Annotated in this window: 21 protein-coding genes; 11 read left to right on the top strand and 10 right to left on the bottom strand. The window is 61.3% G+C overall.

The features are described from left to right. Window positions 1-43: 43 nt before the first annotated feature. From U5918_RS13175 to U5918_RS13165, 3 genes are all read right to left on the bottom strand, one after another. Window positions 44-415: a toxin-antitoxin system TumE family protein gene (locus U5918_RS13175; protein ID WP_336001814.1), complete on the bottom strand. Its 372-nt coding sequence runs from the start codon at window positions 413-415 to the stop codon at window positions 44-46. A gap of 62 nt (window positions 416-477) precedes the next feature. Then, entirely contained in the window at window positions 478-996 is a 519-nt protein-coding gene (locus U5918_RS13170) for a DUF7342 family protein (RefSeq protein ID WP_336001813.1), read from the bottom strand. Between the two features lie 69 nt (window positions 997-1,065). Beyond that, window positions 1,066-2,238 carry an MFS transporter gene (locus tag U5918_RS13165; RefSeq protein WP_336001812.1) on the bottom strand — a complete coding sequence of 391 codons (1,173 nt, stop codon included), beginning with the start codon at window positions 2,236-2,238 and terminating at the stop codon, window positions 1,066-1,068. Window positions 2,239-2,526: 288 nt separating this feature from the next. Here U5918_RS13165 and U5918_RS13160 point away from each other — a divergent pair, with 288 nt between their 5' ends. Then, on the top strand, window positions 2,527-3,852 hold the full coding sequence (locus tag U5918_RS13160) for a nickel pincer cofactor-dependent isomerase, group 22 (protein WP_336001811.1): 1,326 nt from the start codon (window positions 2,527-2,529) through the stop codon (window positions 3,850-3,852). Between the two features lie 23 nt (window positions 3,853-3,875). Here U5918_RS13160 and U5918_RS13155 read toward each other — a convergent pair whose 3' ends face one another. Then, a complete protein-coding gene (locus U5918_RS13155) occupies window positions 3,876-5,936 on the bottom strand; it encodes a hypothetical protein (RefSeq protein WP_336001810.1) in 2,061 nt (686 codons plus the stop codon). A 134-nt stretch (window positions 5,937-6,070) separates the two neighbouring features. Between U5918_RS13155 and U5918_RS13150 the strand changes: the two genes are divergently transcribed. Then, window positions 6,071-7,516 carry a sugar transferase gene (locus U5918_RS13150; RefSeq protein WP_336001809.1) on the top strand — a complete coding sequence of 482 codons (1,446 nt, stop codon included), beginning with the start codon at window positions 6,071-6,073 and terminating at the stop codon, window positions 7,514-7,516. 58 nt (window positions 7,517-7,574) lie between these two features. Here U5918_RS13150 and U5918_RS13145 read toward each other — a convergent pair whose 3' ends face one another. Next, a complete protein-coding gene (locus U5918_RS13145) occupies window positions 7,575-9,047 on the bottom strand; it encodes an ArnT family glycosyltransferase (RefSeq protein WP_336001808.1) in 1,473 nt (490 codons plus the stop codon). 90 nt (window positions 9,048-9,137) lie between these two features. On the opposite strand from U5918_RS13145, the gene U5918_RS13140 reads away from it, so the two are divergent. The 4 genes from U5918_RS13140 (at window position 9,138) to U5918_RS13125 (ending at window position 13,874) form a co-directional block, all read left to right on the top strand. Next, entirely contained in the window at window positions 9,138-10,121 is a 984-nt protein-coding gene (locus tag U5918_RS13140; protein WP_336001807.1) for a DUF2334 domain-containing protein, read from the top strand. After that, a complete protein-coding gene (locus U5918_RS13135) occupies window positions 10,114-11,241 on the top strand; it encodes a glycosyltransferase family 4 protein (protein ID WP_336001806.1) in 1,128 nt (375 codons plus the stop codon). Before U5918_RS13140 ends, U5918_RS13135 begins: the two co-directional genes overlap by 8 nt. Window positions 11,242-11,308: 67 nt before the next feature. Then, window positions 11,309-12,370 carry a lipid II:glycine glycyltransferase FemX gene (locus U5918_RS13130; RefSeq protein WP_336001805.1) on the top strand — a complete coding sequence of 354 codons (1,062 nt, stop codon included), beginning with the start codon at window positions 11,309-11,311 and terminating at the stop codon, window positions 12,368-12,370. Window positions 12,371-12,419: 49 nt separating this feature from the next. Further along, entirely contained in the window at window positions 12,420-13,874 is a 1,455-nt protein-coding gene (locus U5918_RS13125) for an alkaline phosphatase family protein (RefSeq protein WP_336001804.1), read from the top strand. Here the strand turns inward: U5918_RS13125 and U5918_RS13120 are convergent. Then, window positions 13,865-15,445: an alkaline phosphatase family protein gene (locus U5918_RS13120; RefSeq protein ID WP_336001803.1), complete on the bottom strand. Its 1,581-nt coding sequence runs from the start codon at window positions 15,443-15,445 to the stop codon at window positions 13,865-13,867. The two genes, U5918_RS13125 and U5918_RS13120, sit on opposite strands and share 10 nt — an antisense overlap. A gap of 126 nt (window positions 15,446-15,571) precedes the next feature. Between U5918_RS13120 and U5918_RS13115 the strand changes: the two genes are divergently transcribed. The 3 genes from U5918_RS13115 (at window position 15,572) to U5918_RS13105 (ending at window position 18,959) form a co-directional block, all read left to right on the top strand. Next, entirely contained in the window at window positions 15,572-16,645 is a 1,074-nt protein-coding gene (locus U5918_RS13115) for a glycosyltransferase family 4 protein (RefSeq protein ID WP_336001802.1), read from the top strand. A gap of 13 nt (window positions 16,646-16,658) precedes the next feature. After that, entirely contained in the window at window positions 16,659-17,966 is a 1,308-nt protein-coding gene (locus tag U5918_RS13110) for an O-antigen ligase family protein (RefSeq protein ID WP_336001801.1), read from the top strand. A 66-nt stretch (window positions 17,967-18,032) separates the two neighbouring features. Next, complete coding sequence (locus U5918_RS13105; RefSeq protein ID WP_418771258.1) at window positions 18,033-18,959, top strand: hypothetical protein; 927 nt, start codon at window positions 18,033-18,035, stop codon at window positions 18,957-18,959. Here U5918_RS13105 and U5918_RS13100 read toward each other — a convergent pair. After that, window positions 18,947-19,858 (bottom strand): glycosyltransferase family 2 protein, encoded by a 912-nt coding sequence (locus tag U5918_RS13100; protein ID WP_336003331.1) that lies wholly within the window; start codon window positions 19,856-19,858, stop codon window positions 18,947-18,949. The two genes, U5918_RS13105 and U5918_RS13100, sit on opposite strands and share 13 nt — an antisense overlap. 179 nt (window positions 19,859-20,037) lie before the next feature. On the opposite strand from U5918_RS13100, the gene U5918_RS13095 reads away from it, so the two are divergent. Beyond that, window positions 20,038-20,973: a hypothetical protein gene (locus tag U5918_RS13095; RefSeq protein WP_336001799.1), complete on the top strand. Its 936-nt coding sequence runs from the start codon at window positions 20,038-20,040 to the stop codon at window positions 20,971-20,973. Between the two features lie 51 nt (window positions 20,974-21,024). Continuing rightward, on the top strand, window positions 21,025-22,776 hold the full coding sequence (locus U5918_RS13090; protein WP_336001798.1) for a hypothetical protein: 1,752 nt from the start codon (window positions 21,025-21,027) through the stop codon (window positions 22,774-22,776). A 37-nt stretch (window positions 22,777-22,813) separates the two neighbouring features. Here the strand turns inward: U5918_RS13090 and U5918_RS13085 are convergent, their stop codons facing one another. The 3 genes from U5918_RS13085 to U5918_RS13075 form a co-directional block, all read right to left on the bottom strand. Then, the gene (locus U5918_RS13085; RefSeq protein WP_336001797.1) at window positions 22,814-23,740 is read right to left on the bottom strand and encodes a class I SAM-dependent methyltransferase; all 927 of its coding nucleotides are present in this window, start codon (window positions 23,738-23,740) and stop codon (window positions 22,814-22,816) included. A gap of 77 nt (window positions 23,741-23,817) precedes the next feature. Beyond that, a complete protein-coding gene (locus U5918_RS13080; RefSeq protein ID WP_336001796.1) occupies window positions 23,818-24,489 on the bottom strand; it encodes an acylneuraminate cytidylyltransferase family protein in 672 nt (223 codons plus the stop codon). Beyond that, a complete protein-coding gene (locus U5918_RS13075) occupies window positions 24,486-25,409 on the bottom strand; it encodes a polysaccharide deacetylase family protein (protein ID WP_336001795.1) in 924 nt (307 codons plus the stop codon). Before U5918_RS13075 ends, U5918_RS13080 begins: the two co-directional genes overlap by 4 nt. Window position 25,410 lies beyond the last annotated feature (1 nt).

Raw genomic sequence — 25,410 nt, 5'->3', positions numbered from 1 at the left:
GTTGGAACCTGACGGCTACTGGAAGTGGGAGTGACTTATTTTCCTATACCTGTTCCCAAAGCGTCTCGATGCGCTCCTCGAGGTCGTCGAGGACGAGACGGCACAGGTCCCGATGGTCGGCCGGCCACTCAGCGTCCGTCGCGTCTGTGCGACTGGCGGCTGGTGGCGGATGGAAGTGGTCCCGCGAATTGTGCGCGTTCGGATGTCGATCCCAGCGACACTCCCACGTCCCCTCCCGTCGCTTCTCCTGGTAGTGGAAATTGAAGTCGTCGTTGCGGTACCACCGAATCTCGAGGCGAGCGGACACCGAACTCGGGTAGTAGTCGTCGGCCAACTCGACGCGGAGGTGTAGCTTCCCCTCCTCGACGATCGCCGCCGACTCGGCTAGACTGCTGCCGGCGAATCGAGATCGCATCCGCTCCAGGAGTGGCCGATCGATCGGCGCGGGACTCGCGCCGGAGCCTGCCGGTCCCATCGCTAGCCGTGCGACGGTGCGGTCGACCCGGCGGCCTTCTGCCGAGCGCGTTCGTGCAGACGGCGCTCCTCGATGGCGGTGGCCCAATCACCGAGGTCGACGTACACGTCGTCGACTCGCTCCGACGGGTACTCGAGAACGTCGACGTCTGCGGGCGAGTCGGCGTCGAACTCCTCGCGGTAGTCTTCGATCCGGTCGGTCAGCTCCGAAACGCGTGCCTGCAATTCGTCGACAGTACGGTTTCGCGCGAGTTCGTTCACCCGCCGCCACTCGAAGTAGTCGTCGTTGCGTTCGTACCTGACCGGCCGCCCCTCGTGTCGAACGACGATTCCGAGGTCGGCGTAGAAGGACAGGTGTGTCCGTGCCGACTCCTCGGAACAGTCCGCTCGCTCTGCGATCTCGGCGGCCGCCATCGGCTCACGAGCGTGCAGCACGGCCCCGTACACGCGCTGTTTCGTGTCCGCACCGTCGAAGGGCCGATCGAACGGGGGCGGCCCCTCGCGATGGGCGTCGTCAGTCATACGACTTCATACGGGCCCAGAACACATATTTCTTCCTCTGGCCAAAATATATCGACAAGCAGCATCAATTTACAACCCGAGCCCCAGCACCCGATTCGTGGCGATAACGCAGACGGCCACGCTCACCAGCACGGCGAGCAGGCCGAAGGCGACGGCCCAGCCGACCGTGTCCGAGAGGACGCCGACGACGACGCTCCCCGACGCGCCGATGGTCATGTAGACGCTCCGGACCAGCCCGAAGCCGGCCCCGCGCTCGGTGTCCGAGAGGATGTCCATGAACCGCGACTGCAGCGGCGCGCCCCAGCTCATTCCGATGCCGACGAGGACGACGCCGCCGACGACCAGGACGAACTGATCGACGACGACGAGCGTCGCGTACCCGACGGCCGCGAGCGCGAGCGTCCCGGCGACCACGAGATCCCGCGAGAGCCGATCCGACAGGGAGCCCAACAGCGGCTGGGTGAGCCCGTGAATCACGAAGTACGCCGAGAAGAGGATTCCGGCCATCGTCGTCGAGAGGCCGTGATGGGCCCCCAGAAACGTCGGCAGGAACGAGGCCGTCGCCTGCCAGGAAAAGGCGCCGAGGACGGATAGCGAGGTGGTGAAGCGGATCTCCGGCCGGGAGAGCAGTTCGGACACGGCCGCGAACTCGAAGCGCTCGCGCATCGGCTGGTCGGGTCGCCGCGGCTCGGTAGACCGCACGGACAGCGCGAACGCGACGAACACCGGCACGGCGACGACGACGCCGAGACCGATTGCCGGGCGCCAGCCGTATCGCGAGGCGACCACAGCGGCCGCGATGGGCGCGAGCAGGCCGGCGAGCGGCCCGCCGGAGACGTGGATGCCGATGGCCCAGCCGATGTCGTCGAAGTACCGGGCCAACAGGGTGGTCGCGACGCTGTAGTGCAGGCCGGCGACCGCCCCGAGGAGGACCGTCCCGGCGAAAAAGAGCGGGAAGTTCGGCGCGGTGGTAAGAAGGAGGCTCGTCACCGCGGTGCCGCCGAGCGCGATGAGGATGATCCGCCGTTCGCCGAAGCGGTCCCCGAGGACGCCGCTGGGGAACTGCGTCGTCGCGTAGGCGACCCACATCCCCGTCAGCGCGAGGCCGATGGTCCCGTTGGTAACGTCAAAGGCCGCGGTGAGGTCCGGGACGACGGGGCTGATCACCAGCCGCGCCACCATCGTCGCGAAGAACGCGAGGGTACAGAGCGCGAGGACAACGGACGCGTACCGACGACTCACTGACAGTCGTTCGGAAGCGTCCGGAAAGACGCTTACGAATGGGATCTGCGGAGAGACGGTCGCTATCCCGACGACAGATCGACAGCGGATTCTGGTGTTCCTGTCAGTTCCAGCGACTCTCGATCCATTGTTCGACCACTTGTTATCGTAATAATGAACTCGCTGTCCTCCACACCCCGCGAGATAGTCACTTTCGGCCGAGCAAGCGGCTGTTCGAGACCATCGAGAGCTTTCGAGCGGCCATCGACCGTGGCCTTATTGGCCGTCTGGCCCCTCCCCTCGGTACTTATGCGAGACTCCCTCACGATCCCCGAAACCGACGTCCGGAAAGCGACCGGCGACCTCGAATTCCCGAAGCTGGGCGTCGTAGAGCAGGTCTGGGACGTGGACCCGATCCCGACCGACGAGATCGAACGCCGCGCGGCCGACGCCGTCGCGGACCTGGACTTCGAGGGGGTGCCGGAGGGGGGCGAAGTCGCGGTCGGCGCGGGCAGTCGCGGTATCGCGAACCTATCTACCATCGTCGGCGGCGTCGTCCGCGGCGTGCGCGAACAGGGATTCGAACCGTTCGTCTTCCCTGCGATGGGGAGCCACGGCGGCGCGACGGCCGAGGGCCAGCGCGACAAACTCGCCACGCTCGGCGTCACCGAGGAGTCGATCGGCTGTGAGATCCGAGCGACGATGGACGTCGTCGAGGTCGGCCGCACGCCCGACCGCGACGTGCGGGTCTACTTCGATTCGATCGCCGCCGAGGCCGACGCGATCGTCCCGGTCAACCGGATCAAGCCCCACACCGACTTCTCGGGCGAGGTCGAGAGCGGGCTCTCGAAGATGCTCGTCATCGGGATGGGCAAACAGCGCGGCGCGAAGATGGCCCACGACTGGGCCGTCGACTGGAGCCTCCGGAACATGCTTCCCGAGATAGCCGATCGGCTCCTCGCGGAGTTGCCCGTCGCTGGCGGCGTCGCCATCGTCGAAGACGAACACGACGACACCACGCTGCTCGAGGGCGTCCCCGCGTCGGACTTCCTGGATCGGGAGGCCGAGTTGTTGGAGACCGCCTGGGAGCGCATGCCGAAGCTCCCCTTCGACGAACTGGACGTGCTGGTGGTCGACCAGCTCGGGAAGGACGTCAGCGGCCAGGGGATGGACACGAACGTCACCGGTCGACGCCACTTCACGATCGCCGAACCCGAACCCGAGTCGCCCGAGATCAAGCGCATCTACCTCCGCGGCTACACGGACAAGACGAAGGGCAACGCGATGGGGATGGGACAGGCCGACGTGGCCCACGAGACCATCGCGTCTGAACTCGACTGGTCGAAATCGCTGATCAACGCCATTACCGCGAGTACCGTTCGGGGCGTGCGACTGCCACCCGTCGTCGAGTCGGATCGGGCGGGGCTGCTGGCGACGTTGGGAACGATCGGGCCGGTTCCGGGGCCGGAGGCGCGTCTGTTGCGGGTGACGGACACGATGCGACTGAAGCAGTGTTACGCTTCCGAGCCGCTGGTCGAGGCGGCACGTGAACGCGATGATCTTCGGGTGGTGGAAGAGCCAGAGGTGGTCGAGTTCGACGAGGACGGCGAGTTTGCGGCAGGTTCGCCGGAGTGAGGGTTTAGGCCGGGACAGATTAGTCAGACGCTGATCGGCAACAGCTCCACTAACGTCTCGACCAGCGGTAATGCGTAGTCCGCGTACTGGAAGTAGATGAGGCCAGTGAAGAGGAGAAACAGCGTCGACAACGCTGCGGGGACAGCGAGCGAGACGACGCCGACTCGCTCGTCGAGGTCGACACCGGCCCCAGCCACGAACGCCCAGCCTGCCAGCAAGCCGGCACTCGCCAGATTGACCAGCGCGTGGAGTTGCATCGCTTCGCCGAGCGCGAGTCCGAGTAACAGGTTGGCCGCCAGGAAGCCGAGACCACCGGTGACGAGGGTGGCGAGGTACGCGCTGGCGATCAAGCGCGAATCAGTCCTGAGGACGCGGTGGACGCAGTTCAGGCGGGCGACGCCGTACAGCAACAGGGGGACGACGGGAGCGAGGTATCTTGCGGTGATCTGAGTGTGACGCGGCAGTCGCTCGACGTTCATCAGCGCGAGCGCGCCCACCATGGCGACCACAAGCAAGTCGGTCTGGCGCGTAGGCCGGTCGAGTGCGGTGCGAAGGCCGTCGGCGGAGATCGACTGGAGGTTCCGGAGACTCGCCCCAACGACACCGAGGAGGGCGCCGAGCAGCGGTGCGACTTCGAGCAGCGCGAGGTCGACCGCCTCGTGGTCGGTCATATGGTAGTCGACGTACTCCGGAATCCTGCCGCTCCTGACGAAAATGCGGTAGAGGCGCTCCGGTTCCTCCTGGGCTAGCGTGAGGCCGGGATCGACGTAGGACCACGCCTTGCCGAACGCCCAGGTACTCCCCTCGACGACGACCGCGAGAATGGCCGTCATTGCGGCCAGGAGCAAGGCGATCGGCCCCGGTGCGGAGTCCGAGTCCGGCGACTCCGGAGCCGTCGATCCCCTAGTAGCGTTCTCGGGCGGCGTCTCGCTGGTCGTCCCGGTCCCGTTTCGTGTGGGTGTATCGGTCGCAGTTGGTGTCGGTGTCGGCGTTGCGGTTCCGTCACCACCGTTCTGTCCGCCATCGATGGCGAGCGGGTCGACCTGTCCGGAGTAGCCTTCGAGCGACCGGGGCGGCTGGAACGGATTGTCGTTGATGGCCGCGTTGGTCGCGAGGAAAGGCGAGAGCGCGACCAGGAAGACGACGCCGACGACCGCGAGGTGTTTCGGGTGATTCGAGCGCGCCGTCGCGAGGTCTATCGGGATCAGAACTGCGAAGACCACCAGCGCCTCCAGCGCGTGGAGCCACGCGAACAGCGCCACGACGGCGTAGGCGAGCGCCCGCAGGCCGAGCACACGTCGACGGGTGTCGGCCGCCCGGCTGAAGTAGAACGCTCCCAGGACGGCGACAACCGCGAGCGCCGAGAGAGCGTGGCGTTTCGGGAGTGAGGCCCAGAACCCAATCGGCGAGGCGACTCCGGCTGCCGCACCGAACAGGAGCCCGACACGGCGTCCGTGAGCGTGTGCCAGCACTCTGTAGAGGACCACGGCGGTGAACGCCACTGCGGCCATCGTCGTCACCTGCAGCGCGAGGAATGCCGTCCACCGATCGGGGAGCGGGGCGGCGACGAGTGTGCTCGCGAGGAAGGCCAGAAGGGCGAATACTGCGCCGGTGGTCGCGATCGACCGGTGGCGGTTCGTGAGGCGGCCGACCCGGTCGAACAGGAGGACGAGGAGGCCCGACCATGCGGCCACGAGGACCAGCCGCAGGTCGAAGAGGACTGTGAGGGCCTCTAGAAGCCAGTAGACGGGCAACGAGAGGAAGATGTGCGTGTAATTGCGGGCGTAGACAGCGCCGTCGGCGTACCAGAGGCCGGGCTGGGAGCCGAGGGTGATCGAGTACTCCATCCGCGTGATCGCGAGGTGACCGTCCGCGACGTTGACGAGGCCGTTTGCGATGGCGTAACTGTCGGTGATGAAGACGCCGACCCGCCAGTACGTCGCGAGGAGGGTGAGCGTCCCGAGGAAGAGGACGACGCCGTAACGGTCGCCGAAGAGGGCCTGGCCGAGTCGGTGCCGCCACTGCGCAGCGCTCCCGGACAGATCCTGGCTCTCGATCTGCGCAAACCCCGACAGCCGTGACACGTTCGTGTGTCTGTATGGTGAGGGTAAGAGGTTATCCCCGAGTCGACGCGTCGAAACGGGCCTTCGACCTCGGTCAGACGCTCGCATGACGGCTGTCGTAGGCCTTATGTCCGGCGGTCGAGTTATCAGTGCTAATGGCTACGGGCTGGCGGTACCGGGTCGCGAGCGTCCTCGGGACTGCCGGGCTCACCGCGTTCGCTGTCTGGTTGGTCAACTACCCACTGCTTCAGAACGCGTTGAGTCGCGTGCCGTATATCGGCGGTCCAGCGCCGGCCGTGTTGTCGAACGGCGAGCTGATCCTGGTCGTCGCGACGACGCTGCTCGTGACGCTGGCCGCGATGTGGCCGCTCTTCAAACCGCGGCCCCGCCGCGTACTGGACACGATACTGCTCACCCAGAAGCGGCTCATGCTGGCGATGGTCGGCCTGGCAGCGCTGGGCTATTTCGACTACAACTATCGGGTCCCGCGAGCGACGCTGATGTTGGCGACCGGCTTCCTGTTACTCTGGCTGCCGGCCTGGGCGGTCGCGATCCGGCGGCGGCCCAGTGAACGATCGCGAGCGATCATCGTCGGCGACGACCCGACGGCGATGGCGGCGATCCTGGAGGAGACCGAGCTGCCAGTGATCGGGTACGTCTCGCCGCCGTCGTCGTACGAGACCGATCGGGGAGCTGTAACGGGGGAACCAGAGATCTCGGACGGCGGAACGGTCGAGACGCGTCTGGACGAACTCTCGAACCTAGGCGGACTCTCGCGGCTGGACGAAGTGCTGGTCAAACACGAGATCGACACTGCGCTTCTGGCCTTCGCCGACACGGATCGGGCTGAGTTCTTCGGGACGCTCGACACCTGTTACGATCGCGGTGTTACGGCGATGGTCCACCGCGAACACGCCGACGACGTGCTGACTGCAGGGCTGGCCGGCGGCGACCTCGTCGAGGTCGATCTCGATCCGTGGGACTGGCAGGATTACGTGATCAAGCGACTGTTCGACGTGTCGTTCGGGGCCATTGGGTTGCTCCTGCTCTTGCCAGTAATCCTGGCCATCGCAGTCGCGGTAAAATTGGACAGCCCCGGCCCGATCCTCTACAGTCAGGAGCGGACCGCCGAGTTCGGCGACACATTCACCGTATACAAGTTCCGGAGCATGATCCCAGAAGCCGAGGTGGAGTCTGGCGCGAAACTCTCCGAGGAAGACAGTGGAGGTGTCGATCCGCGCGTCACTCGAGTCGGCCGGATACTCCGGCAGACCCACCTCGACGAGATCCCACAGCTATGGTCGATTCTGGTGGGACACATGAGCGTCGTCGGTCCTCGACCGGAACGGCCCGAACTTGACACGGACATGGCCTCCGGGGCCGAGGACTGGCGGAGTCGCTGGTTCGTCAAGCCGGGACTCACCGGCCTGGCTCAGATCAACAACGCGACCGGCCACGAACCAGCGCAGAAACTCCGGTACGACGTGGAGTACATCCGCCGACAGTCTTTTTGGTTCGATGTGAAGATCGTCGTTCGACAGCTGTGGGCCGTCGCGAGTGACGCTTCTCGGTTTCTCAGTACAGAGAATGGGGATACCTGACGAACCGCTTCGCCCGGAGCGAGGAATAACTCGGTCGTTTACTCTGTCCGCTGACAATTTAGGCCAGGCAGACCCGCGTGTACGAGCCGTTCTCTCGAGCGTAGACGACTGGTGACGGCCCCCGTTCGCTCTGGGCCTCCACGTAAGTCCCTTTGAAATCGACGACGAGCGGACGACCGTCCGCCCGTGCCACCGTCAGGTTCCGGTATACTTGAGGCGAATCGGGCGCTCTCATGTACAATCTCGCGTACATGAGATAGGCGTGCAGGTAGATCGTCTCTCCCGACTCCTCTTTCGTCGCGTCAAGCGACGTAACGATGGCCACGTCGTCGCTCATGATACCCCGATTGTCGATCTGTTCCTGAACACAAGTACCCTCTAGAAGTCGGTCTGCGCCAGCTGGTGGAGGCATAATGAGTCCGAGCGGACCGACGACTAATGACGAGACCAGCACGAGTCCGAGCACGACCACCGCCCCGATCTGTACCGCCCGATCGGTAGTCACCTGATTGCGGATCCCACTTACCCATTCGGCGACATCAAACACCATAACAGAAAGTAACATAGATCCGGGAACGAGGAGCCCCCAGAGATAGTAGAAGTGAATAGACGCACCGCGCGGGAACAGTATGACGGGTGAAATACCGGCAATTGCCCACGAGGCAACGAGGAGGTGCCGCCTTTGCAGAAAGTAGTACACTGCGAAAGGGATCACGAGTACACCGAACACCGGCGAGAGAGCGAATCCGAGCGCATTGTACGAGAACTCAATGTAGAACATCGGATCGAAGAGCGGCCCGGGTCGATAGAAGACGCTGTAAGCTTCGAGTGAAGAACCCTTCCCGGAGATGTTAGTCACATAATAGACGAAGACCGCCGAGAGAGCAGTAGCGACGCCGTACAGCACGGTCACAGCGTACTTGCGGTCCACGAATGTGACGACGGCCAGTGGCGCGAACACGAGTGCCGCCCACGCGTGGTCGAGAATGCCGGCGATCAGAAAGATGACGCTCACGCCGAGCCAGGGGTAGCCAGCATCGTCACGGTACCGAACGAAGGCGTACACGGCGACGGTGACGGCGAATATTTCAAAAGCCTCCGGGAAAGCGGCCGTCCCGAAAAACTGGAACATCGGGCTCACTGTCAGAATCGCAGCCGCGAGTAACGCCGTCCGCTCATCGTAGAGTCGGCGAACCGTGAGAAAGGTCACGACGACTGTCAGCCCGGTCAACAGGATGGCGACGATTCGGGTCCCTGGGGGTCCAAACGCAGCGACAAACGGGGCACTGAGAAGCGAAAAAAGGTGCAGGCCGCCGCTACTCTCGGCGTAGGTCTCAAAGCCGTAGGTCCCTAATCCGTAGTCGAGAAACGAGTACGACAGGATAACGTTCAAAACCGGGAGACGGGGATGGTAGTACCCGACGAGGGCGTCGCTCAACGTCGGCAACCGGGTGAGGAGAAAATACCCACCGATGATTGCCCCGATCAGAGAGTGGGTTCGATCCGAGAGACTGTCGACGAAAGATGACATAGGGGTCCAAACAAAGGCGGGGGGTAAAAATACTAAGCACGACGGCAGGAACCTCAGGCGTTAAATGGCGGGTGTCCCAAGGGAGACAGCATGTCGAAGCGGCCGGGTGTCGTGACGATCTCGCTGGACACGGAGTTTGCATGGGGTTGTTTCGACACCGTCGGCGTCGTAGCTCACGAGCGAGCGTACACCCGAACACGAGAGGTCGTCGATCGACTGTGTAATCTCTTCGCCAAGTACGAGATTCCTGCGACATGGGCACTCGTCGCACATCTCCTCGACGACTGCTCCGCCACCGCCCAGGTCCACGCCGACATGATCGACCCCCAGTTCGAGTGGGTCGGCGACTGGAAAGCGGCCTTACCTTGTCAGACCGGCGTCGATAGGGACCTCTGGTACGCACCGGACGTGCTGGAGACGATCCAAGGGTGTTCGACCGACCAGGAGATCGGTCTCCACGGCTACTCCCACATGGTTCTGGACGAGAACGAGTGCAACCGCGATGCCGCCGAACGTGAGATCGAAAGCGCTCTTTCGGTGGCACGGGAGGCGGGCCTGTCGCCCGATTCCTTCGTGTATCCACGTAATCGCGTCGGCTACCGTTCCGTGCTGGCCGACAACGGCATCGAAACGTACCGGAGTCCGGATCTGCAGTGGTACGAGCGGGCCAGGCTACCGACAGCGGTACGGAAGGGCCTCCGGTTCGCGACCGAGTTCCGGATGGCCACACCGCCGGTGGGGGCCCCGAGACCCATCGACGGACTCGTCGCGGTCCCCGGTTCGCAGGTGTTCCGGCCCTACCACGGTGGCTGGCAGTACACCCCCGACCGGTCGCAGGTGACCCGGGCAAAGAAGGGAATCGACCGGGCGGCCGAGACCGGCGAGATATTCCACCTTTGGTTTCACCCGTTCAACCTGGCACTGGAATCGGATCGATTGCTTACGGCACTCGAAGACGTCCTGACGTACGCCGCGAGCGAACGAGCGGCCGAACGGATCGAGGTCCTGCCCTTGGGCGAAATCGCACGACAATTCCGGGACGGTCGATGGACGGCGGAGGGAATAGATGAGTGAGCCACGCGTCCTCCACCTCATCACGCGATTCTTCCACGGCGGGGCCGAAGAGACCACGCTCAACACACTGGAGGCACTTTCTATGGCGCCGGAGCCCTACGACCTTCGACTCGGTGTCGGTGCCGGACACGACCCGGATCGACTGGCGTCTGTCGCCGAGCGGGGAATCGACACCATCGTCTTCGACTCGATCCGTCACTACAACCCGGTGACGGCAGTCGTCGCCGTCGGTGCCGTCGCCCGGTATCTCCGTCGTGAGCGCATCGATCTCCTCCACACCCACAGCACCGAAGCAGGGATCATCGGCCGTTTCGCGGCGCGACTGGCCGACACACCGGTCGTGATCCACGAGATCCACGGCGATCCGATCGCGGCAGACCGGAACCCACTTCTCAACGCCGCGATCCTCCGACTGGAGCGACTGGCAGCGACAGACTGCACGGCGCTGATCGTCAAGTCCGAACACATCAGACAGACGTATATCGACCGTGGAATCGGTACGCCGGAGCAGTACCACACCATCTATCACGGCGTCGAGTTAGACCGGTTCCGGTCGGCGATACCGGTCCGCGAGAGCGACGTACCGACGCTGCTGTTCGTGGGACGGCTCGCGGACGGCAAAGGGCTGTTGGACCTCCTCGATGCCGTCGACCGGCTCCGGAGCGACGCCGAATTCGAGTTGCTGGTCGCGGGCGATGGGCCGCTGGCCGACGATCTGGCCGACCGCGTGGAGTCCCGGGGACTCGACGCCGTAGTCGAACTGCTGGGGTATCGTGACGACGTGCCGGAGCTGATGGCCAGTTCGGAGGCGCTGGTGCTCCCTTCCTACCGGGAGGGGACACCGCGAGTCATCACGGAGGCGCTCGCGGCCGGAACGCCGGTCGTTGCGACCGACATCGCCGGGATTCCGGAGCAAGTCGAAGACGGCGCGACCGGCTATCTCGTCACGCCAGGAGACGTCGCGGCGCTGACCGATCGATTGCGGCGGCTGCTCACCGATGGGGAGACTCGACGGACGATGGGCGACCGCGCTGCCCGCTCAGTCGAGAAGTTCGAGATCGACACGGCACAGGAGACCTACCGGAGGTTGTACGCCGAACTCCTCCCGAACGAACCCTGACCGGTCACCGGGAAACCAACAGTTTTAGCCCCCCCTTACGACAGCACCAACACCGCACCCGCACACGATGTCTCAGTTGTCAGCTTCCGTCTACGACTCTATCGACGCGGTCGACGCCAACCAGTGGAATCAGGTCGTCGAGCAGTCCGACCGCGGCAGTATCTATCAGCGAACGGAGTGGGTCGAGGCGATCGAGCGAGGGCTACATCTCGAAGGAAAACACGTCGTCGTCGAGAAAGACGGGAATCCGGTCGGTGTGTTCCCGAACGTCGTCGCTCCCGTTCGTCTCCCGGGCGGCGTTCGAGATCGGATTCCGGACCCGCTGGTCGACCGGATCGGAGAACTCGCCTCGACGCGGCCAGGGTTCGGTGGCCCAGTCCTGACGGGTCCAGAGCAGGACGCGCTCGCACTCGCGCTCGATCGTCTCGAGGAAGCGTGTGGGGGAACGGTGCTCTCCCACTACGTCAGTGCGCCCGACGTAGACTACGTCCGCTACGCCGAGCAGTTCGAGGCACGAGGCTACACGCCGAACGTCTCGCGTTGTCGGCCGGTCGTCGATCTCGGTCGGGAGTACGACGACATCCTCGGCGACATGCACAAGGACCGTCGGTACAGCCTTCGGAAAGCCAGAGAGAACGACGCGGCGGTCGTCGTTCAGTCACCGACAGCAGACGTGCTCCGATCGTTTCATTCGACGTACGTGGAGACGATGGAGCGCGTTGGGGCCGAACCACAACCCGTCGAGATATTCCGTGAGATTGCGGATCGGCTGGAAGATGCGGTCCGGGTCGTCGCCGCCGAAATCGACGGCAATACCGTCGGCCAGCACCTGTACCTTCTCGACGAGTCACAGGCCACCGTTCGACACGAGTTCTCCGCAGTCAGCGCGGCCGACTTCGAGTACTATCCGTCGGAGCTCATCCACGAACACACGATGCAGTGGGCACAGGAGGAAGGATTTCGAACGTACGACTTCGGACCGACACCCTCGAATCTCGAGGACGGACTGTTCTCGTACAAACACCAGTACGGCGGAACGGCCCTCCCGATCCTTACCTGGGAGCGTGGGCAATCGCCCCTCTGGTGGGTGTACAGCAACGCTCGGACGCTGTACAAGCGCTACGGATGAAGCCGGCGAATACGGCAGATTATAAACCACTGGTTCGAGAGACACGGATATGACCGAGGGTGACGTCCTGGCGGTCGCCATCGACGGGGCCTGCTGGCCGTTGGTCGACCAGTGGATCGACGACGGCCAGTTGCCCAACATCGCCCGGTTGCGAGACGAGGGCGTCTGGGGCGACCTCGAATCGTGCGTCCCGCCAGTCACCTGCCCGGCCTGGAAGTGCTACTCGACGGGAAAGAATCCCGGGAAGCTCGGCGTCTTCTGGTGGGAGAATCTGGATCTCGACCGGCAGGAGTCCACGATTCCGACCGCCAGGGATTTCACCGAACCTGAGCTGTGGGATCTGCTGAACGATCACGGAATTTCGACGGGCGTCGTCGGGATGCCGCTGACGTATCCACCGAAGTCCCTGGACGGATTCATGGTTGCGGGCGGTCCCGGCGTCCCAGACGAGGGGTTCGCACGCCCCCAGTCGGTAGAAAACGAGCTGAAGACGGAGTTCGATTACACGCCCCGGCCGACCTACCCCAGTACCGTCGAGGAGGGCTCGAAAGAACAGTTCGTCGAGGAGAGCATCGAACAGATCGATCGCGACTTCGCCGTCGCCGAGCACCTCTTCGAGGAGTACGAGGTCGACTTCCTGCAGGTGTGTACCTTCGAGATCAACGGTCCGCTCCAGCACCTCTTCTACGACGGCGAACCGACGAAGCGGGCCTGGCAGGTTATCGACGAACACGTGGGAACGCTCGCCGAACAGTTCGAGACCGTGGTCATCCACTCCGATCACGGGACCAGCGAGATGGACAAACAGTTCTACGTCAATAGCTGGTTGGATCGGGAGGGATACCTCAGCCGCAACCGATCACCGTTCGAGCGGCTGGCAGACTACGGGGTGACACGGGACAATATCCGTGGTGCACTGGATCGAGTCGGGCTCCGGAAACGGCTGAGCAACGTCGGGTTTCTCAGGTCGATTGCACAGCACATCCCCGACTCCTCGGGCCAGTTCGGTGAGACAGAGGGCACCGCGATCTTCGACAAGATCGACTGGGACGAGACCCGCGCGGTCGGTCTCGCACAGGGGCCGCTCTACGTCCACGATGCGGAGATGGACGCTGAGACCTACGAGGGGTTCCGCGAGGAGTTGATCAGAGAACTCGAAGCGCTCGAAGACGACGAAACCGGCCAGCATCCTGTCCAGCAGGTGTTCAAACGAGAAGAGATCTACGAGGGCCCCTATCTGGACGACGCGCCCGACCTGGTCGCACTCGACGCGCCCCGCTATCACAACAAAGGTGGGATCGGCAAACGGACGCTGTTCGGCGAGTCCGAGTGGCGCGGCAACAACGCTCGCCAGGGACTGTACGTCCTCGCTGACGACACCGAACGCGGAGCGCGGGTCGATGCCGAGATCTACGACCTCGCGCCGACGATCCTGCGATTGTTCGATCTGCCCGTTCCCGACGACATGGACGGAACGGTACTCGACCCCGTCGCTCAGACGTAGCCGAGGTCTTCGAGGTGTTCCCGGACTGCGTCTGCGTCACCGCCGCGGCCACCGGACGGTTCCACGATCCCGTACTCACGGAACTCGATCTCGCGGTCGTCCCGATAGGCAGGTTCGAAGGCGTCCTTGATAACATCGCCATCCATCCCGGTCGGGATCGGAACGTTCTGGGAATACAGGATGGTCGGTGCGATATCCAGCAGGGACGCCCTGGCACCGCTCCCTGAAGCGGCGCCCTCACCGGCGACGACGAAGATCCCATCCCGCTTGTGCCCGCCGCTACGCGACGGCGAAGGCGGTCGTTCGATCAGCACCTCGTCGGTCGGCGACCGGTTGGCCTGGAGCGCATACTCGAAGTCCTCGATGGTGTAGAGGATATCGGGCGCCAGGTCGATCGCCGGCCCCGCGTAGAGGTCCTCGGGCGCGAATATTTCGTACTCGAGGTCGTGATCCTCGAACAGCCCGCCGAGTGCGTCGACGACCCGCTCCCGGTCGGCCGGGTCGTCCGAGAGCATATGGATGAACCCCTTGTCGGTCGCACAGGCGATGCTGCGGTCGATATCGACGGTTTCGGTCGGTGTCGGTTTCATCGACCGGCCGACGGACGTCGCTAGGTCGTTCAGGACCGGAACGCGTTCGACGACCGGCTCGGCGATTCGGCGCACGTGCGGGAACAGCAGGTCCCGCGCCCGGCCGAGCTTTGACTGTTTGGCCGGGACGCGAAAACCCTCGGCTTCGAGCCAGTCGTTCACGTAGAAGGTCCCGTCGAAGGGACCGAAACCGTGATCGGAGATGAGCAGTAGCGTCGCATTGCGCTCTCGTGCGATCCGGTGGACCGTCCCGACGAGGTCGTCGACCCGTCGCCAGAGTTCGCGGTAGTGTGACTCGCCGTCGATTCCCTCTGGGTCGTGCAGGACGTGTCGATCGTCGGCGTACTTCCAGTAGTAGTGTTGCATCCAGTCGGTGACGCTGACGACCCCACAGAACACGTCAGTTCGCCGTTCGGTCAGCAGGTGATCGATCACCGCTTCCCGACCGTCGAGGTGCTCGAGCAGCGTCGTCGCCAGCTCCCCCGGGCGACCGGCGTACTTCGGATCGGAGAAGGGGATCTTGATCTCGTACTCGCCGGCGACAACTTCGAGCTCCGCGGCGAGGTCCGACGGGTAAGTGAACTCCTCTTTCGGCGCGCCGAAGCCACTCACCATGTACCCCTCCATCTCGTAGGGTGGGTGGAGCATCGGGAAGTTGAACACGCCCGTCGACTTTCCCTCTCGGCCGAGTACGTCCCAGAAACTCCGCCCCTCGAAATCGCGGCTACTCATCGATTCGAACTCGAAGGAGTCGGGATCGGTCCGGTTCAGAAAGTAGAAGACACCGGTCTTCCCCGGGTTCATCCCGGTCGCCATCGAAGCCCACGCCGGTCCGCTCGTCGGCGGGTATACGCTTTCGAGTGCGCCCGAGTATCCCTCGTCCCGGACGGCGGCGATGTTGGGCAACTCGCCACCCTCGATGAGGGGATCCAACACGTCCCAGGTCGCACCATCGAGACCCAGGACAATCGTCTCGGTCATTGCCGTCGATAACAGGTGCTACATGTTATCTTTACTGTTCGAGCGGAACGACAGCTTCATACACGCTCCGGTCGCCCCTCTCGATATAACGCCGCCTTGCAATAGATGACCGACGATGGGATCTGCGTGCTGGTCGTCCTGAACGAAGCCGGAGAGGCTTCGATCCCACTCGAGGTCGCGGCCAACATGGACGCATCCGACATCTCACTGGAGGTCTGTGCATTCTTCGAACCCGACGAAGAAACTTTCGGCGTCGACGTACACTCCCTCGATGCGTCATCACAGCTAGATCCGCGTCCCTACGTGCGGCTCCTTCAGCTGATCCAGGAGCGTGATCCCGACCTCGTCCACGTCCACCCGAACGCCACCGGCTCGATCGTCAGAGTCCTCGTGAAAATACTCGGGATTCCACTCCTCTCCACACAGCATCATCCACACGAGGACTTCGGACTCGCCAAAAACGTCGTCAACGGGAGTACCAACTGGCTCAACGACGTCATCGTCTGCCCGTCGAACGTGACGGCAGCGAGCTTCCATGACCTCGAATCGGCGTTGATACGCCTCTCCGGGACGGAGAAGCTCGTCATCCCGAACGGCGTGGACCTTGCCGAGATACGACGCGCGCGAGAGGTAACGCCACCGGATCTCCCGGACGGGCCTCTCGTCGGCACGGCGAGTCGACTGGTCCCACACAAACAGGTTCACGAACTGCTCCGGGCGGCCAGGAGGCTCGAGGACTCGGACGTCGACGCCAAGTTCGTCGTCGTGGGTGACGGACCCGAACGGGAACGACTGGAGGGGCTCGCGGAGCGACTAGAGATCCGTGATCGCGTCCTCTTCACCGGCTTTCTGCCGACGCGAGCCGAGGTTCACGCCGTGATGGATCGACTCGACGTCTTCGCCTTCCCGACTTGCTCGGAAGGATTCGGCGTCGCCGTCGCGGAGGCGATGGCACTGGGGACGACGGTCGTCGTCAACGATATCCCGATACTCCACGAGGTGGTCGGCGACGCCGGCGTCTTCGTCGACGCCACGGATACCGACGAGTTTGCGAACGCTCTACAGTCACTGCTCGAGGATGAACCGCGACGTGTCGAACTCGGAGCAGAGGGAGCGACCCGTATCGAGGAACAGTTCAGTCTCGAACACACCACGACGGAGTATGTCGACCTGTACCGTCGTATGACAGCCGAGCAGTGAAACAGCACACTCGATGAACCATTCCGAATCGGAACAACCCCGCGGGACCGTCGAAGAGTCGGATCCGACCCCGGTGTTGGCTGCACTGGCACTCGTCGTCGGAACGAGTGCGCTGCCGTTCACCGGATATCTGCCGTCGTCGGTATCCTACATCGTCGTCCTCGCCGCGTATCTGGTCTTTGCTTGCGTCGTCGTCGCGAGCGGCCAGCAACTGCGACTCGCCGTCCCGGGGTGGGCCCTTCTCATGCTCGGGTCCGTCTGGCTGATCTACCTCGGCCACCTGTTCGTCGACATCGTTCAGGGACCGATAAACACCGAGGCGCTGGTCCGTGTTCCACCGTTCGTTCTGCTGACCGGGGTGAACCTATTTTTCATCCCGCAGGTCGTGACTCGCCGGGGCTTCTTTGCAATCATCGCGAGAATATCTGCGGCGCTGGTCGTTATCGGCCTCCCTACCCTGTTCGTCGATAGTTACACACTCCTGGTGATCGACGTCGTGAGCATCAGGGGCGAGTCGATCCCGTTCACGTCGGCCGGACGCAACGTCGTCAGTTCGATCTTTCTGAACCCGAACACGATGTCGTACGTGACGCTGCTGGGATTTTTGACTGCCCTCGGGGAATTCGTCGAAACTCATCGACGAGTGCCAGCGATGCTGACGGTGATCAACGGGTCAGGACTGTATCTGGCACACGGTCGATCGAGTATGCTCGCTGGCGTCGCCGGCGTTTGCCTGTTTGGCCTGTACATGTTGGGCACGAAACGAACGTTCAGAGCCGGATACATTCTAGGCGGGATCAGTGGTATCTACGTGATACTAGCCGTGTTCGGGTACATTCCGGGCCCGAGTTTCATCACGAATGTAAACGTCACCGGACGGCCCGTGATCTGGGCTGGGGGAGTGCGCGCCATCCTCGAACAGCCAACGTTCGGGTACGGTGCTGGCGAAACTGGAGAGTTCTTGGCCCCATTTATTTCGGGGAAGTATTCGGGATACACACCCCACAATTCGTATCTCAGAGTGTTCGTAGAGACGGGGGTCGTCGGAGGTATCGCGTACCTCATGCTCGTCGGGCGAACACTCTTCTCTCGGCTGTTCGGAGAGCTTTCGGTGAGTGATCTGACGACACTCGTGCTTTGCTCTGCGATCGCCGTTTCGATGATCTTTCGAGGATACACGCTGTTCGGTTTCAGTATCGCATCGCTGATCGCGGCCATCACCTTCGGATACGGTATCAAGCCGACCGACTCCGGTGAAGATCAAGGCATCGGAACCGACGAGGTGAGCACCGGTTCGACGAGGACACCTCATGCAGAGTAGAGCGGGGCCGGGATGTAGACGGTCACGATAGGAGTCTTCATGTGTCCCGTCCGATCAAAAAGAGGCATGTACTCTCTCACGCAACTTCGACGGGGAATACAGAACCCGACGCTTTTCTTTCGGGAGTTCAACCGACTCTACCATCGTCGACTGTATCGACGATCGTATAACACCGACGGTGTCGATATTTTCGCGGAAGACTGGGACAGCCTCCTCATCCTCGACGCGTGCCGCTACGACATGTTCGCGAACCACGCGACCCTGCCAGGGACGCTGGAACATCGAATATCGAGAGGGTCGAGTACCACCGAGTTTCTCCTCGCGAACTTCGACGGCCGCGATTTACTCGACACCGTTTACGTAACGGCAAACCCGCAACTGTACCGGAATCGAGACCGCATCGACGCACAGTTCCACGAGGTGATCAACGTCTGGAGTGAGACCGACTGGGATGCGGAAACGGGGACCGTCCGTCCCGAGACGATGACCGAATACGCACTCGAGGCCGCCAGAAAGTACCCCGACAAGCGGATCCTCGCACACTACGTCCAACCACACTACCCGTTTCTCGGTGCCGAGACCGACTTCGACAAGGATCACCTGGACAACCCAGACGACGCGGGACTCAACCTCTGGAATCGACTGATGACCGGTGACCTGTCGATTGATCGAGCGGAGGTGTGGGAACTCTACACTGACAACCTGACACGGGCGCTCCCTCACGTCGAGCAGTACCTGAACGAAATAGACGGGAAGACGGTCGTCACGGCCGACCACGGAAACATGGTCGGCGAACGCTCGTTCCCGATCCCGGTTCGCGAGTGGGGCCATCCACGTGCGACCTACACCGAACACCTCGTGAAGGTCCCGTGGCACGTCCACGAATCCGGGGAGCGACGAGCGATTGTCGCCGAAGAGCCGACCGGCGAGCGCGAGTCGGTCGCGAGTGAGGTCGTTTCTGACCGACTGGAGCAACTCGGCTACGCGGACTGACCGACCCGAAGTCGGCGCGAGATCTTCCGGATGCTCTCGTAGCCCCAGGGACCGAGACAGGAAGCGAACAGGTAGAGGGCGGTCTTCACCTGGAATCCGTTCGAGAGGGACGTCGAAAAGTGGGATCGAGCCTGGGCCGTCTTCCCAGCCTTCGCGTATCGCCGGCCAAGGATGAAGTGGTTGTTTCGCTTGAACTTCCGCGTCAGTTCCGCGTCGTACTTTTCACGGTGCTTCTCGTGGATTTTCATGATGTACCGCTCGGCGAGCTCAACGTTTCTGGACAGCCCTTCCGGGTTGTACTCTTTCGTCACCAGCGGCTCGGGAACTGCCGCAGCTTCGGTCACCTGTAGGAGCCGAACGTAGAACTCCCAGTCCTCGCGCACGGGGAACGCTTCGTCGAAGCCCCCGACGGCTTCGGCGTCTTCACGACGAACGAGAACAGCCGATGGCGATCCGATACCGTCGTTTACGAGGATCGATTTCGCGTCCGGAGCAGCGGTCGGACACGATCGGTTCGTGACGGTTCCGTCGAGCCGGACGTTCTCGATACCACAGAAGATCAGTCCAGCACCGAGTCGATCGTACGCGTCCAGTTGAGTTTCGAGTTTCTTCGGATGCCAATGATCGTCGTCGTCGAGGAAGGCGACTAATTCGGCGTCAGTGGCTTCGATACCGATGTTTCGAGCTTCAGAGGGGCCACCGTCGCCATCTTGGAGAGTGTAGGTACAATCAAAAGGGAGATTCTGATCTGAGACGAGCGGCTTTGCTGCCCCGTCGTCGGATCCGTCGACGACGATCATCGAATCGGGGAGCACGGTCTGCGCTGTAACGCTCTCGATAGCGCGACGAAGGCGTTCGGTCCGACCCAACGTCGGAATGACGACACTGACAGAGACCATGAACAGTCCTAGAAGCGGACGGTTAAAATAGAGCGGTTGGTCGGACGACGTGCCGGGACAAAAGTGTACCATCACGAACACGAACTGACGCACAACCACAGCAGTTGCCCGATCCGGAGCTAGTTACGAATTCGACGAGTAGGGGATCATTTATATTCGCACCCGAAGTCACACAGAACATGTTGCAGAAACTCCCCGGTTTTCTCTCCCGGACGGGGTCTAGAATACGGACTGACGGCCTCTCTGGCCTCTCATGGGCCGGCGTAATGCTCTACGATCGGTTGCTCCTCGGAAGTCGGTTCGGTGACCGATTCGGACCAGACGTGACGCCGGTTTTCACTGCTGACTGGGACGTTCTCGTGCTAATGGATGCGTGTCGCGTGGATTTACTGGACGAGGTTCGACATGACTACGATTTTCTCGCCGACTTCGACACGATCTACTCGACTAATGGGACCTCGAAGGCCTGGATGGAGACGAACTTCGCCAACCAGTATCGGGACGAGATGGCCGAAACAGCGTACGTCACCGGAAACCCGTTCTCGTCCGAGTGTGCCGACGAAACAACGTTCGGCCATCTCGACGAGGTGTGGCGGTACGCCTGGGACGACGAACTCGGAACTATCCCTGCGCGCCCGATCACGGATCGAGCAATTTCGACCGCCAGAGAACTCGATCCCGAACGGATGATCGTCCACTATATGCAACCACACTTCCCATCGGTGCCCGTTCCCGATATCGGATCCGCGATTGATCTGGACGACGTCGGGGGCGAATGGACCGATTCGATTTGGCACCAACTACGAGCGGGTTCGGTATCGAAATCCGAAGTCTGGCAGGCTTACAAAGCCAACCTTGAATACGTCCTCAAAGACGTTGAGCTGTTGCTCAAGAACATCTCCGCGGAGACAGTCATGGTGAGTGCGGATCACGGGAACGCGATGGGGGAGTACGGGTTCTACGGCCATGGACGGTATCCGCTCCGGTGCGTCCGGGAGGTCCCTTGGTGTACGACGAGCGCCGACGATTCGGGCAACTACGAACCGAATACCGATTTCAGCTCCGGGGACGGTGATATAATAAAACGGTTACAGGCACTCGGATACCGTTCGTAGGCTATATGGCAAAACGACGTGATGCAAATCCAACGACGACTGTGAGATCGTATGGTTTCAGCTAATTCAGACGGATCTGGCGTTCTTCGGGTTGCAGTTGATCCCGAAGATCTATCCGACGACGTCTCGACGCGGTTCGTCATATCAGACGAACTAGCCGACGTTTCGATGGCCGATTGGGACAAGTACTACTATCCGCTCGCAGCCTACGAACCGGAGACGGACTCTCCGATTCCACTCTACCGAACGATGTGGCGACACTTCGTCGTTCCACATCTTACGGAGGGTGATAGTTCACTGATGCGGGTTGCGTTTCTTCACAGCCGACTCAGTGACCGGGTGAAATCGGAGGATGTAGAGACGATTCGTTGTCACGAAAACGTTCCAGAAACGGATCGGAAAATAGTCGCAGACGTGGCATCACAGTACGATATCTCAACCCAGTTGACGCCGGATTCCCGAGATAGAACGGATTTACTCGCGTTCTGTTGGATGATCGCCGGACTCGTTCCGTTCTTTCTCGATCAGGTCCTGTCTATGTTACTTCGCCCCCTCGTTGCGCTTCCAGAACAAGCTGACACGATTTTCGTTCCAGCCGTTGGCCGGTTCGAGAGTATGCAACCGGTAATCGACCGCTTCGACAGGGACCACGTGGTACTCGCGACGCCACTAACGATCGTCTGGTACCTGAAGAATCCGACGCCAGAGATGAATGCCTACGATCCGATCCCGGCAAATCTACTCTCGACGCCGCGTAACATCGTTCGACAACTCACCTTTCTGAAACGGGTCTGGACCCAGGAAGTTCGGGGCCGGGAGTTGGCTACTGATCTGAATGACTTCTTTCAGCGAGAGTGGGGGATCAATTCACCCCGGGCGATTCAGCACACTGTCTCGCAAATTTACCAGGCAGACGTCTTTCGGCGTATCCTCGTCGGAATTCAAATCGAGAATTCGATCGAACGGTTCGGTTCCAAACAGGTCACTACCGGCACGGGATCGATGCTGGGACGTGCAATCCTCAACGCTGCCGAACGCCGAGGATGTACTCCGTATTACATCCCACACAGTGTAACAGCAGGTCACTTCGCTCCGATCCAATCGGAGCGAATCCGGTTCTTCCCAGGGACCCTCGCTGAACATCATCTCCGAAAGTCGGTCCCCGATGTTGGATCGCAGGAGGAATTCGACAACATGAAGCCAGCGGGCCGGCCGTACCTGACAGACTTGCGATCGTGGGTGGATTCCAATAACCCAGGTGAAGATATCGACGACCGACTGCGCGTCGTAATTGGAACGCAAACTTACGACGATTCCGTCCGAGAACGCTTCGTTTCGCTCGCGATCGCGGGCCTCGGTAGGCTCGATGTGCCAGTGCGGGCGATCATTAAAGTACACCCCGGAGAGGATCCGGAGTTCTACAGTGACGTAAAGGGGACCGATTCGGTAACTGTGACTGTAACTGATGCGAACCTCTGGGCAGAACTCGGCGCCGCCGATCTCCTCTTGACGGTCAACTCGAACATCGGTATCGAAGCCGTGCTCGCCGGGACACCGTGCGTGTGTATCAACCTCTGGGAGCCCTTCATTCTCGATATGCTGTACGCCAGACACGGCCCGTTCCCGGTTCTCGAGTCCGAGGAGAGTGTCGAGACGTTCTTCTCCGAGTTACGAGTCGAGGACCTCGATTCGATCCTAAACGACGAGAAAGCGTTTGTGAACAAATATTTCGTCCTGGAAGAGGACACGGTCCAAAACGTCGTCGACGAGATGTATCGCGATTTAGACGAAAGGGCACACTGAGCCTCCTTACGGCCAGGAAGGAGTCGACGATCGTGGACTACTGCGGGGTAACAAAGTACAGAATTTCGGCCGCTGGGTCGTCCCTCTCCAGCTCGAACATCGGTTCACAGAGTGGTTCTAAGAGTTCCTCCCACAGGTCGATCCACTCCGACTTGATTTTTCGTCGTTGGCTGTTTCCTAGCGCGTTCGCCATTTTGATCGTGAGGGGCGAGATCGGCCGAAGCCCGACATCCCAGATCCCGGCGTGCGTCGTACTGATGACGGACCGCTTCTCGCTGATTTCGAGCCCGGCCGCTTCGAGTTTCCTGTCCCACCCTTCTTCAGTGTGGAGACTCGGATAGTGTTCCGACCGGCCCCGGTCGATCATGTCGACGAATTCTTCGCCGAGGACGTCTTCACGAGCGTGAAGATAGTCCAGAAACTGATGGACGTGTGGGGTACGTAGCACGAGGAGTGCTTCGCCAGAATCGTCGAGGACGCGAGATATCTCTTCGAGATGGAGGTCCACGTTCTCGACCCAGTACACGGCGTTGCTGAAAATAGTCCTGAACTCGCCGTCGTCAAACGGGAGTGGCTCGTTGTTGTCGTGTTGGAGTAGTTCATCGTAGAAATCCAGTTTGGCGGCTTTGTCCAGGAGAGCCTGTTTGTGATCCAGCCCGACAGAGATAGAATAATTGGGACGCTGAGATATATCCGGATCGTACGTGTCCGGTGCGGCGTCGTAGATGTCCTCGTCCTCGAAGAATTCGTCGAGATTCCCGACCCCGGTAAAGATGTCGAACGACGTTTCAAAATCGCCGCCCGCCCGAATGAAACTCGTTATTCCGTCACCGCATCCCAGGTCAAGTGAGGGTTCTTCGTACTCGAAGTCACTCATCGCACGAGAACTGACCGTTCGCCACATGACGTTTTCCGGGCGGAGCCACCGAACGTTGAGGTAGCGGCGGAGGTAATCGATTGCCATAGTATGTCCGCCCTCCCATCTACGGGATAGACTTTTCGGTCTATAAACCCGAAAACGGAGCACAGTACGCAAGTTAGTTACACTCGATTCGCGGATAGGATGATGTCGGCGAGCCGAAGTTCTTCCTCCGTGTCGATGTCGAGATGGTACCGAGGGTCCATTTCGTAGAGTACGGGCTCACCGGCCTGCAGATCCATCTCGGAGCGAAACCGGTCGACGTCAACGATATAGACCGCACCCACTTCGACGAATTCGGCGTCTGTTGTCAGACGGCGCGCACTCCCCCCGGTTTCAGTCCATCGGGGCTGCCGAGATTGGCACACAGATACCAGAGAGTCGGCGCCTGTTCTGTGATAGCGTACCACCGCTTCGTCGATATGAAACGGCCGCCGAAGCGGTGTCGGCGGTTGTAGCAAGATCAGTTGATCGTAATTTTCACCTGCCGCCCGGAGCGTTTCGATTGCGTGCCTAACGACGGGCACCATGGGTGTGTCGTCCGCAGCGAGCGGTCGCGGCCGTGAAAACGGAACTCGGGCACCATATTGAGTGGCGATCGCCTGTATTTGCTGGTCTTCAGTGGAAACGACGACGGAATCGACTGTATCGGCCTCGCGGGCGGCATCGATCGAGTGCGCGATGAGTGGTTTTCCACCGACGTCACGGACGTTTTTATTGTATACTCCTTTCGATCCCCCCCGCGCCGGAATCAGTGCCACCGCATTCCCGTCACATTCCTGGGGACTCGTCACACGACACCACCCGAAGCCTCACCGTGTGGGAACTCATTGCAATCGTAGCGTGGGAGTTCGTTTCTGAAGTTCGTCAAGTCATCGTCGGTAACGTCCCGAGATTCAACGCTGAACGCGAACTCACAGTCTGCGTCGCTGAGGAGTGACAGCGTCGTATCGTCGTACGTGTGGTCGCCGCCATACGGGTAGCAGAAGGTGCGTAAATCCAACCGACCGAAGGCCGATCCGAGGAGAGAAAACGAATCGAAAATCTCCCGTTTCTGCTCCGTTCGATCCAGTTTTGAGAACACTCGATGAGTAACCGAATGTGAACCGATAATCATGCCGTTGTTTTGCATTTCTTCGAACTGACTGAGTGATGCGTAGACGTCCGGAACGTCACGAGTAGAACCGGACAAGCGATTTTCGAGTGTATTCAGGACCGAAGAGCGATGCTCGTAAGAGATATAGTAATTGAGTATCCGTTTTACTTTGGTCGTCGCTTCGGTATTGTCCTGGGATTCGTACGTGTATGTCCGGAAATCCTGACGGCGTTGATCTGGAATCATGTCAGATGTAACGATATCTTTCAGTTCGTCGAGAACCTCCGAGCCGAGAAACTGGCCGAGTAACCCATGAATCCTGTGAACATCTAGGACAGACCCCGTTTCGTATGGCCCGGTCGGAACGTAGAAAATACCCCATAACCCACGTTTTCGGAGTTCTGGATAGACCCAGTCGAAATGGTCCCGGAGGCCATCATCGAACGTCAATACGATATCGTTTCCGGGATCGGTACCCGTCCGGATAGCTTCGACGAAGGACTCGCGGTCCAAAAACCCGTAATTAGATTCGAAGTAGTCGAGTTGGCGACGGAAATCCGAGAGATCGAGGTAGTAGTAATTCCCGTCACTCGAGGGGGGCCGGACGTAGTGATACATT

It is taken from the genome of Halorientalis sp. LT38, assembly GCF_037031225.1.
Classification (GTDB): domain Archaea; phylum Halobacteriota; class Halobacteria; order Halobacteriales; family Haloarculaceae; genus Halorientalis; species Halorientalis halophila.
This window is presented reverse-complemented; position numbering and strand designations above follow the sequence as displayed.

What these genes read in the sequence shown, in the direction of transcription:
- U5918_RS13120 (WP_336001803.1), bottom strand. Translation starts at nt 15,445, where the DNA reads ATGACCGAGACGATTGTCCTGGGTCTCGATGGTGCGACCTGGGACGTG.
- U5918_RS13095 (WP_336001799.1), top strand. Translation starts at nt 20,038, where the DNA reads ATGTTGCAGAAACTCCCCGGTTTTCTCTCCCGGACGGGGTCTAGAATA.
- U5918_RS13140 (WP_336001807.1), top strand. Translation starts at nt 9,138, where the DNA reads ATGTCGAAGCGGCCGGGTGTCGTGACGATCTCGCTGGACACGGAGTTT.
- U5918_RS13175 (WP_336001814.1), bottom strand. Translation starts at nt 415, where the DNA reads ATGCGATCTCGATTCGCCGGCAGCAGTCTAGCCGAGTCGGCGGCGATC.
- U5918_RS13090 (WP_336001798.1), top strand. Translation starts at nt 21,025, where the DNA reads ATGGTTTCAGCTAATTCAGACGGATCTGGCGTTCTTCGGGTTGCAGTT.
- U5918_RS13125 (WP_336001804.1), top strand. Translation starts at nt 12,420, where the DNA reads ATGACCGAGGGTGACGTCCTGGCGGTCGCCATCGACGGGGCCTGCTGG.
- U5918_RS13135 (WP_336001806.1), top strand. Translation starts at nt 10,114, where the DNA reads ATGAGTGAGCCACGCGTCCTCCACCTCATCACGCGATTCTTCCACGGC.
- U5918_RS13100 (WP_336003331.1), bottom strand. Translation starts at nt 19,858, where the DNA reads ATGGTCTCTGTCAGTGTCGTCATTCCGACGTTGGGTCGGACCGAACGC.
- U5918_RS13105 (WP_418771258.1), top strand. Translation starts at nt 18,033, where the DNA reads ATGTACTCTCTCACGCAACTTCGACGGGGAATACAGAACCCGACGCTT.
- U5918_RS13150 (WP_336001809.1), top strand. Translation starts at nt 6,071, where the DNA reads ATGGCTACGGGCTGGCGGTACCGGGTCGCGAGCGTCCTCGGGACTGCC.
- U5918_RS13160 (WP_336001811.1), top strand. Translation starts at nt 2,527, where the DNA reads ATGCGAGACTCCCTCACGATCCCCGAAACCGACGTCCGGAAAGCGACC.
- U5918_RS13130 (WP_336001805.1), top strand. Translation starts at nt 11,309, where the DNA reads ATGTCTCAGTTGTCAGCTTCCGTCTACGACTCTATCGACGCGGTCGAC.
- U5918_RS13075 (WP_336001795.1), bottom strand. Translation starts at nt 25,409, where the DNA reads ATGTATCACTACGTCCGGCCCCCCTCGAGTGACGGGAATTACTACTAC.
- U5918_RS13085 (WP_336001797.1), bottom strand. Translation starts at nt 23,740, where the DNA reads ATGGCAATCGATTACCTCCGCCGCTACCTCAACGTTCGGTGGCTCCGC.
- U5918_RS13145 (WP_336001808.1), bottom strand. Translation starts at nt 9,047, where the DNA reads ATGTCATCTTTCGTCGACAGTCTCTCGGATCGAACCCACTCTCTGATC.
- U5918_RS13170 (WP_336001813.1), bottom strand. Translation starts at nt 996, where the DNA reads ATGACTGACGACGCCCATCGCGAGGGGCCGCCCCCGTTCGATCGGCCC.
- U5918_RS13110 (WP_336001801.1), top strand. Translation starts at nt 16,659, where the DNA reads ATGAACCATTCCGAATCGGAACAACCCCGCGGGACCGTCGAAGAGTCG.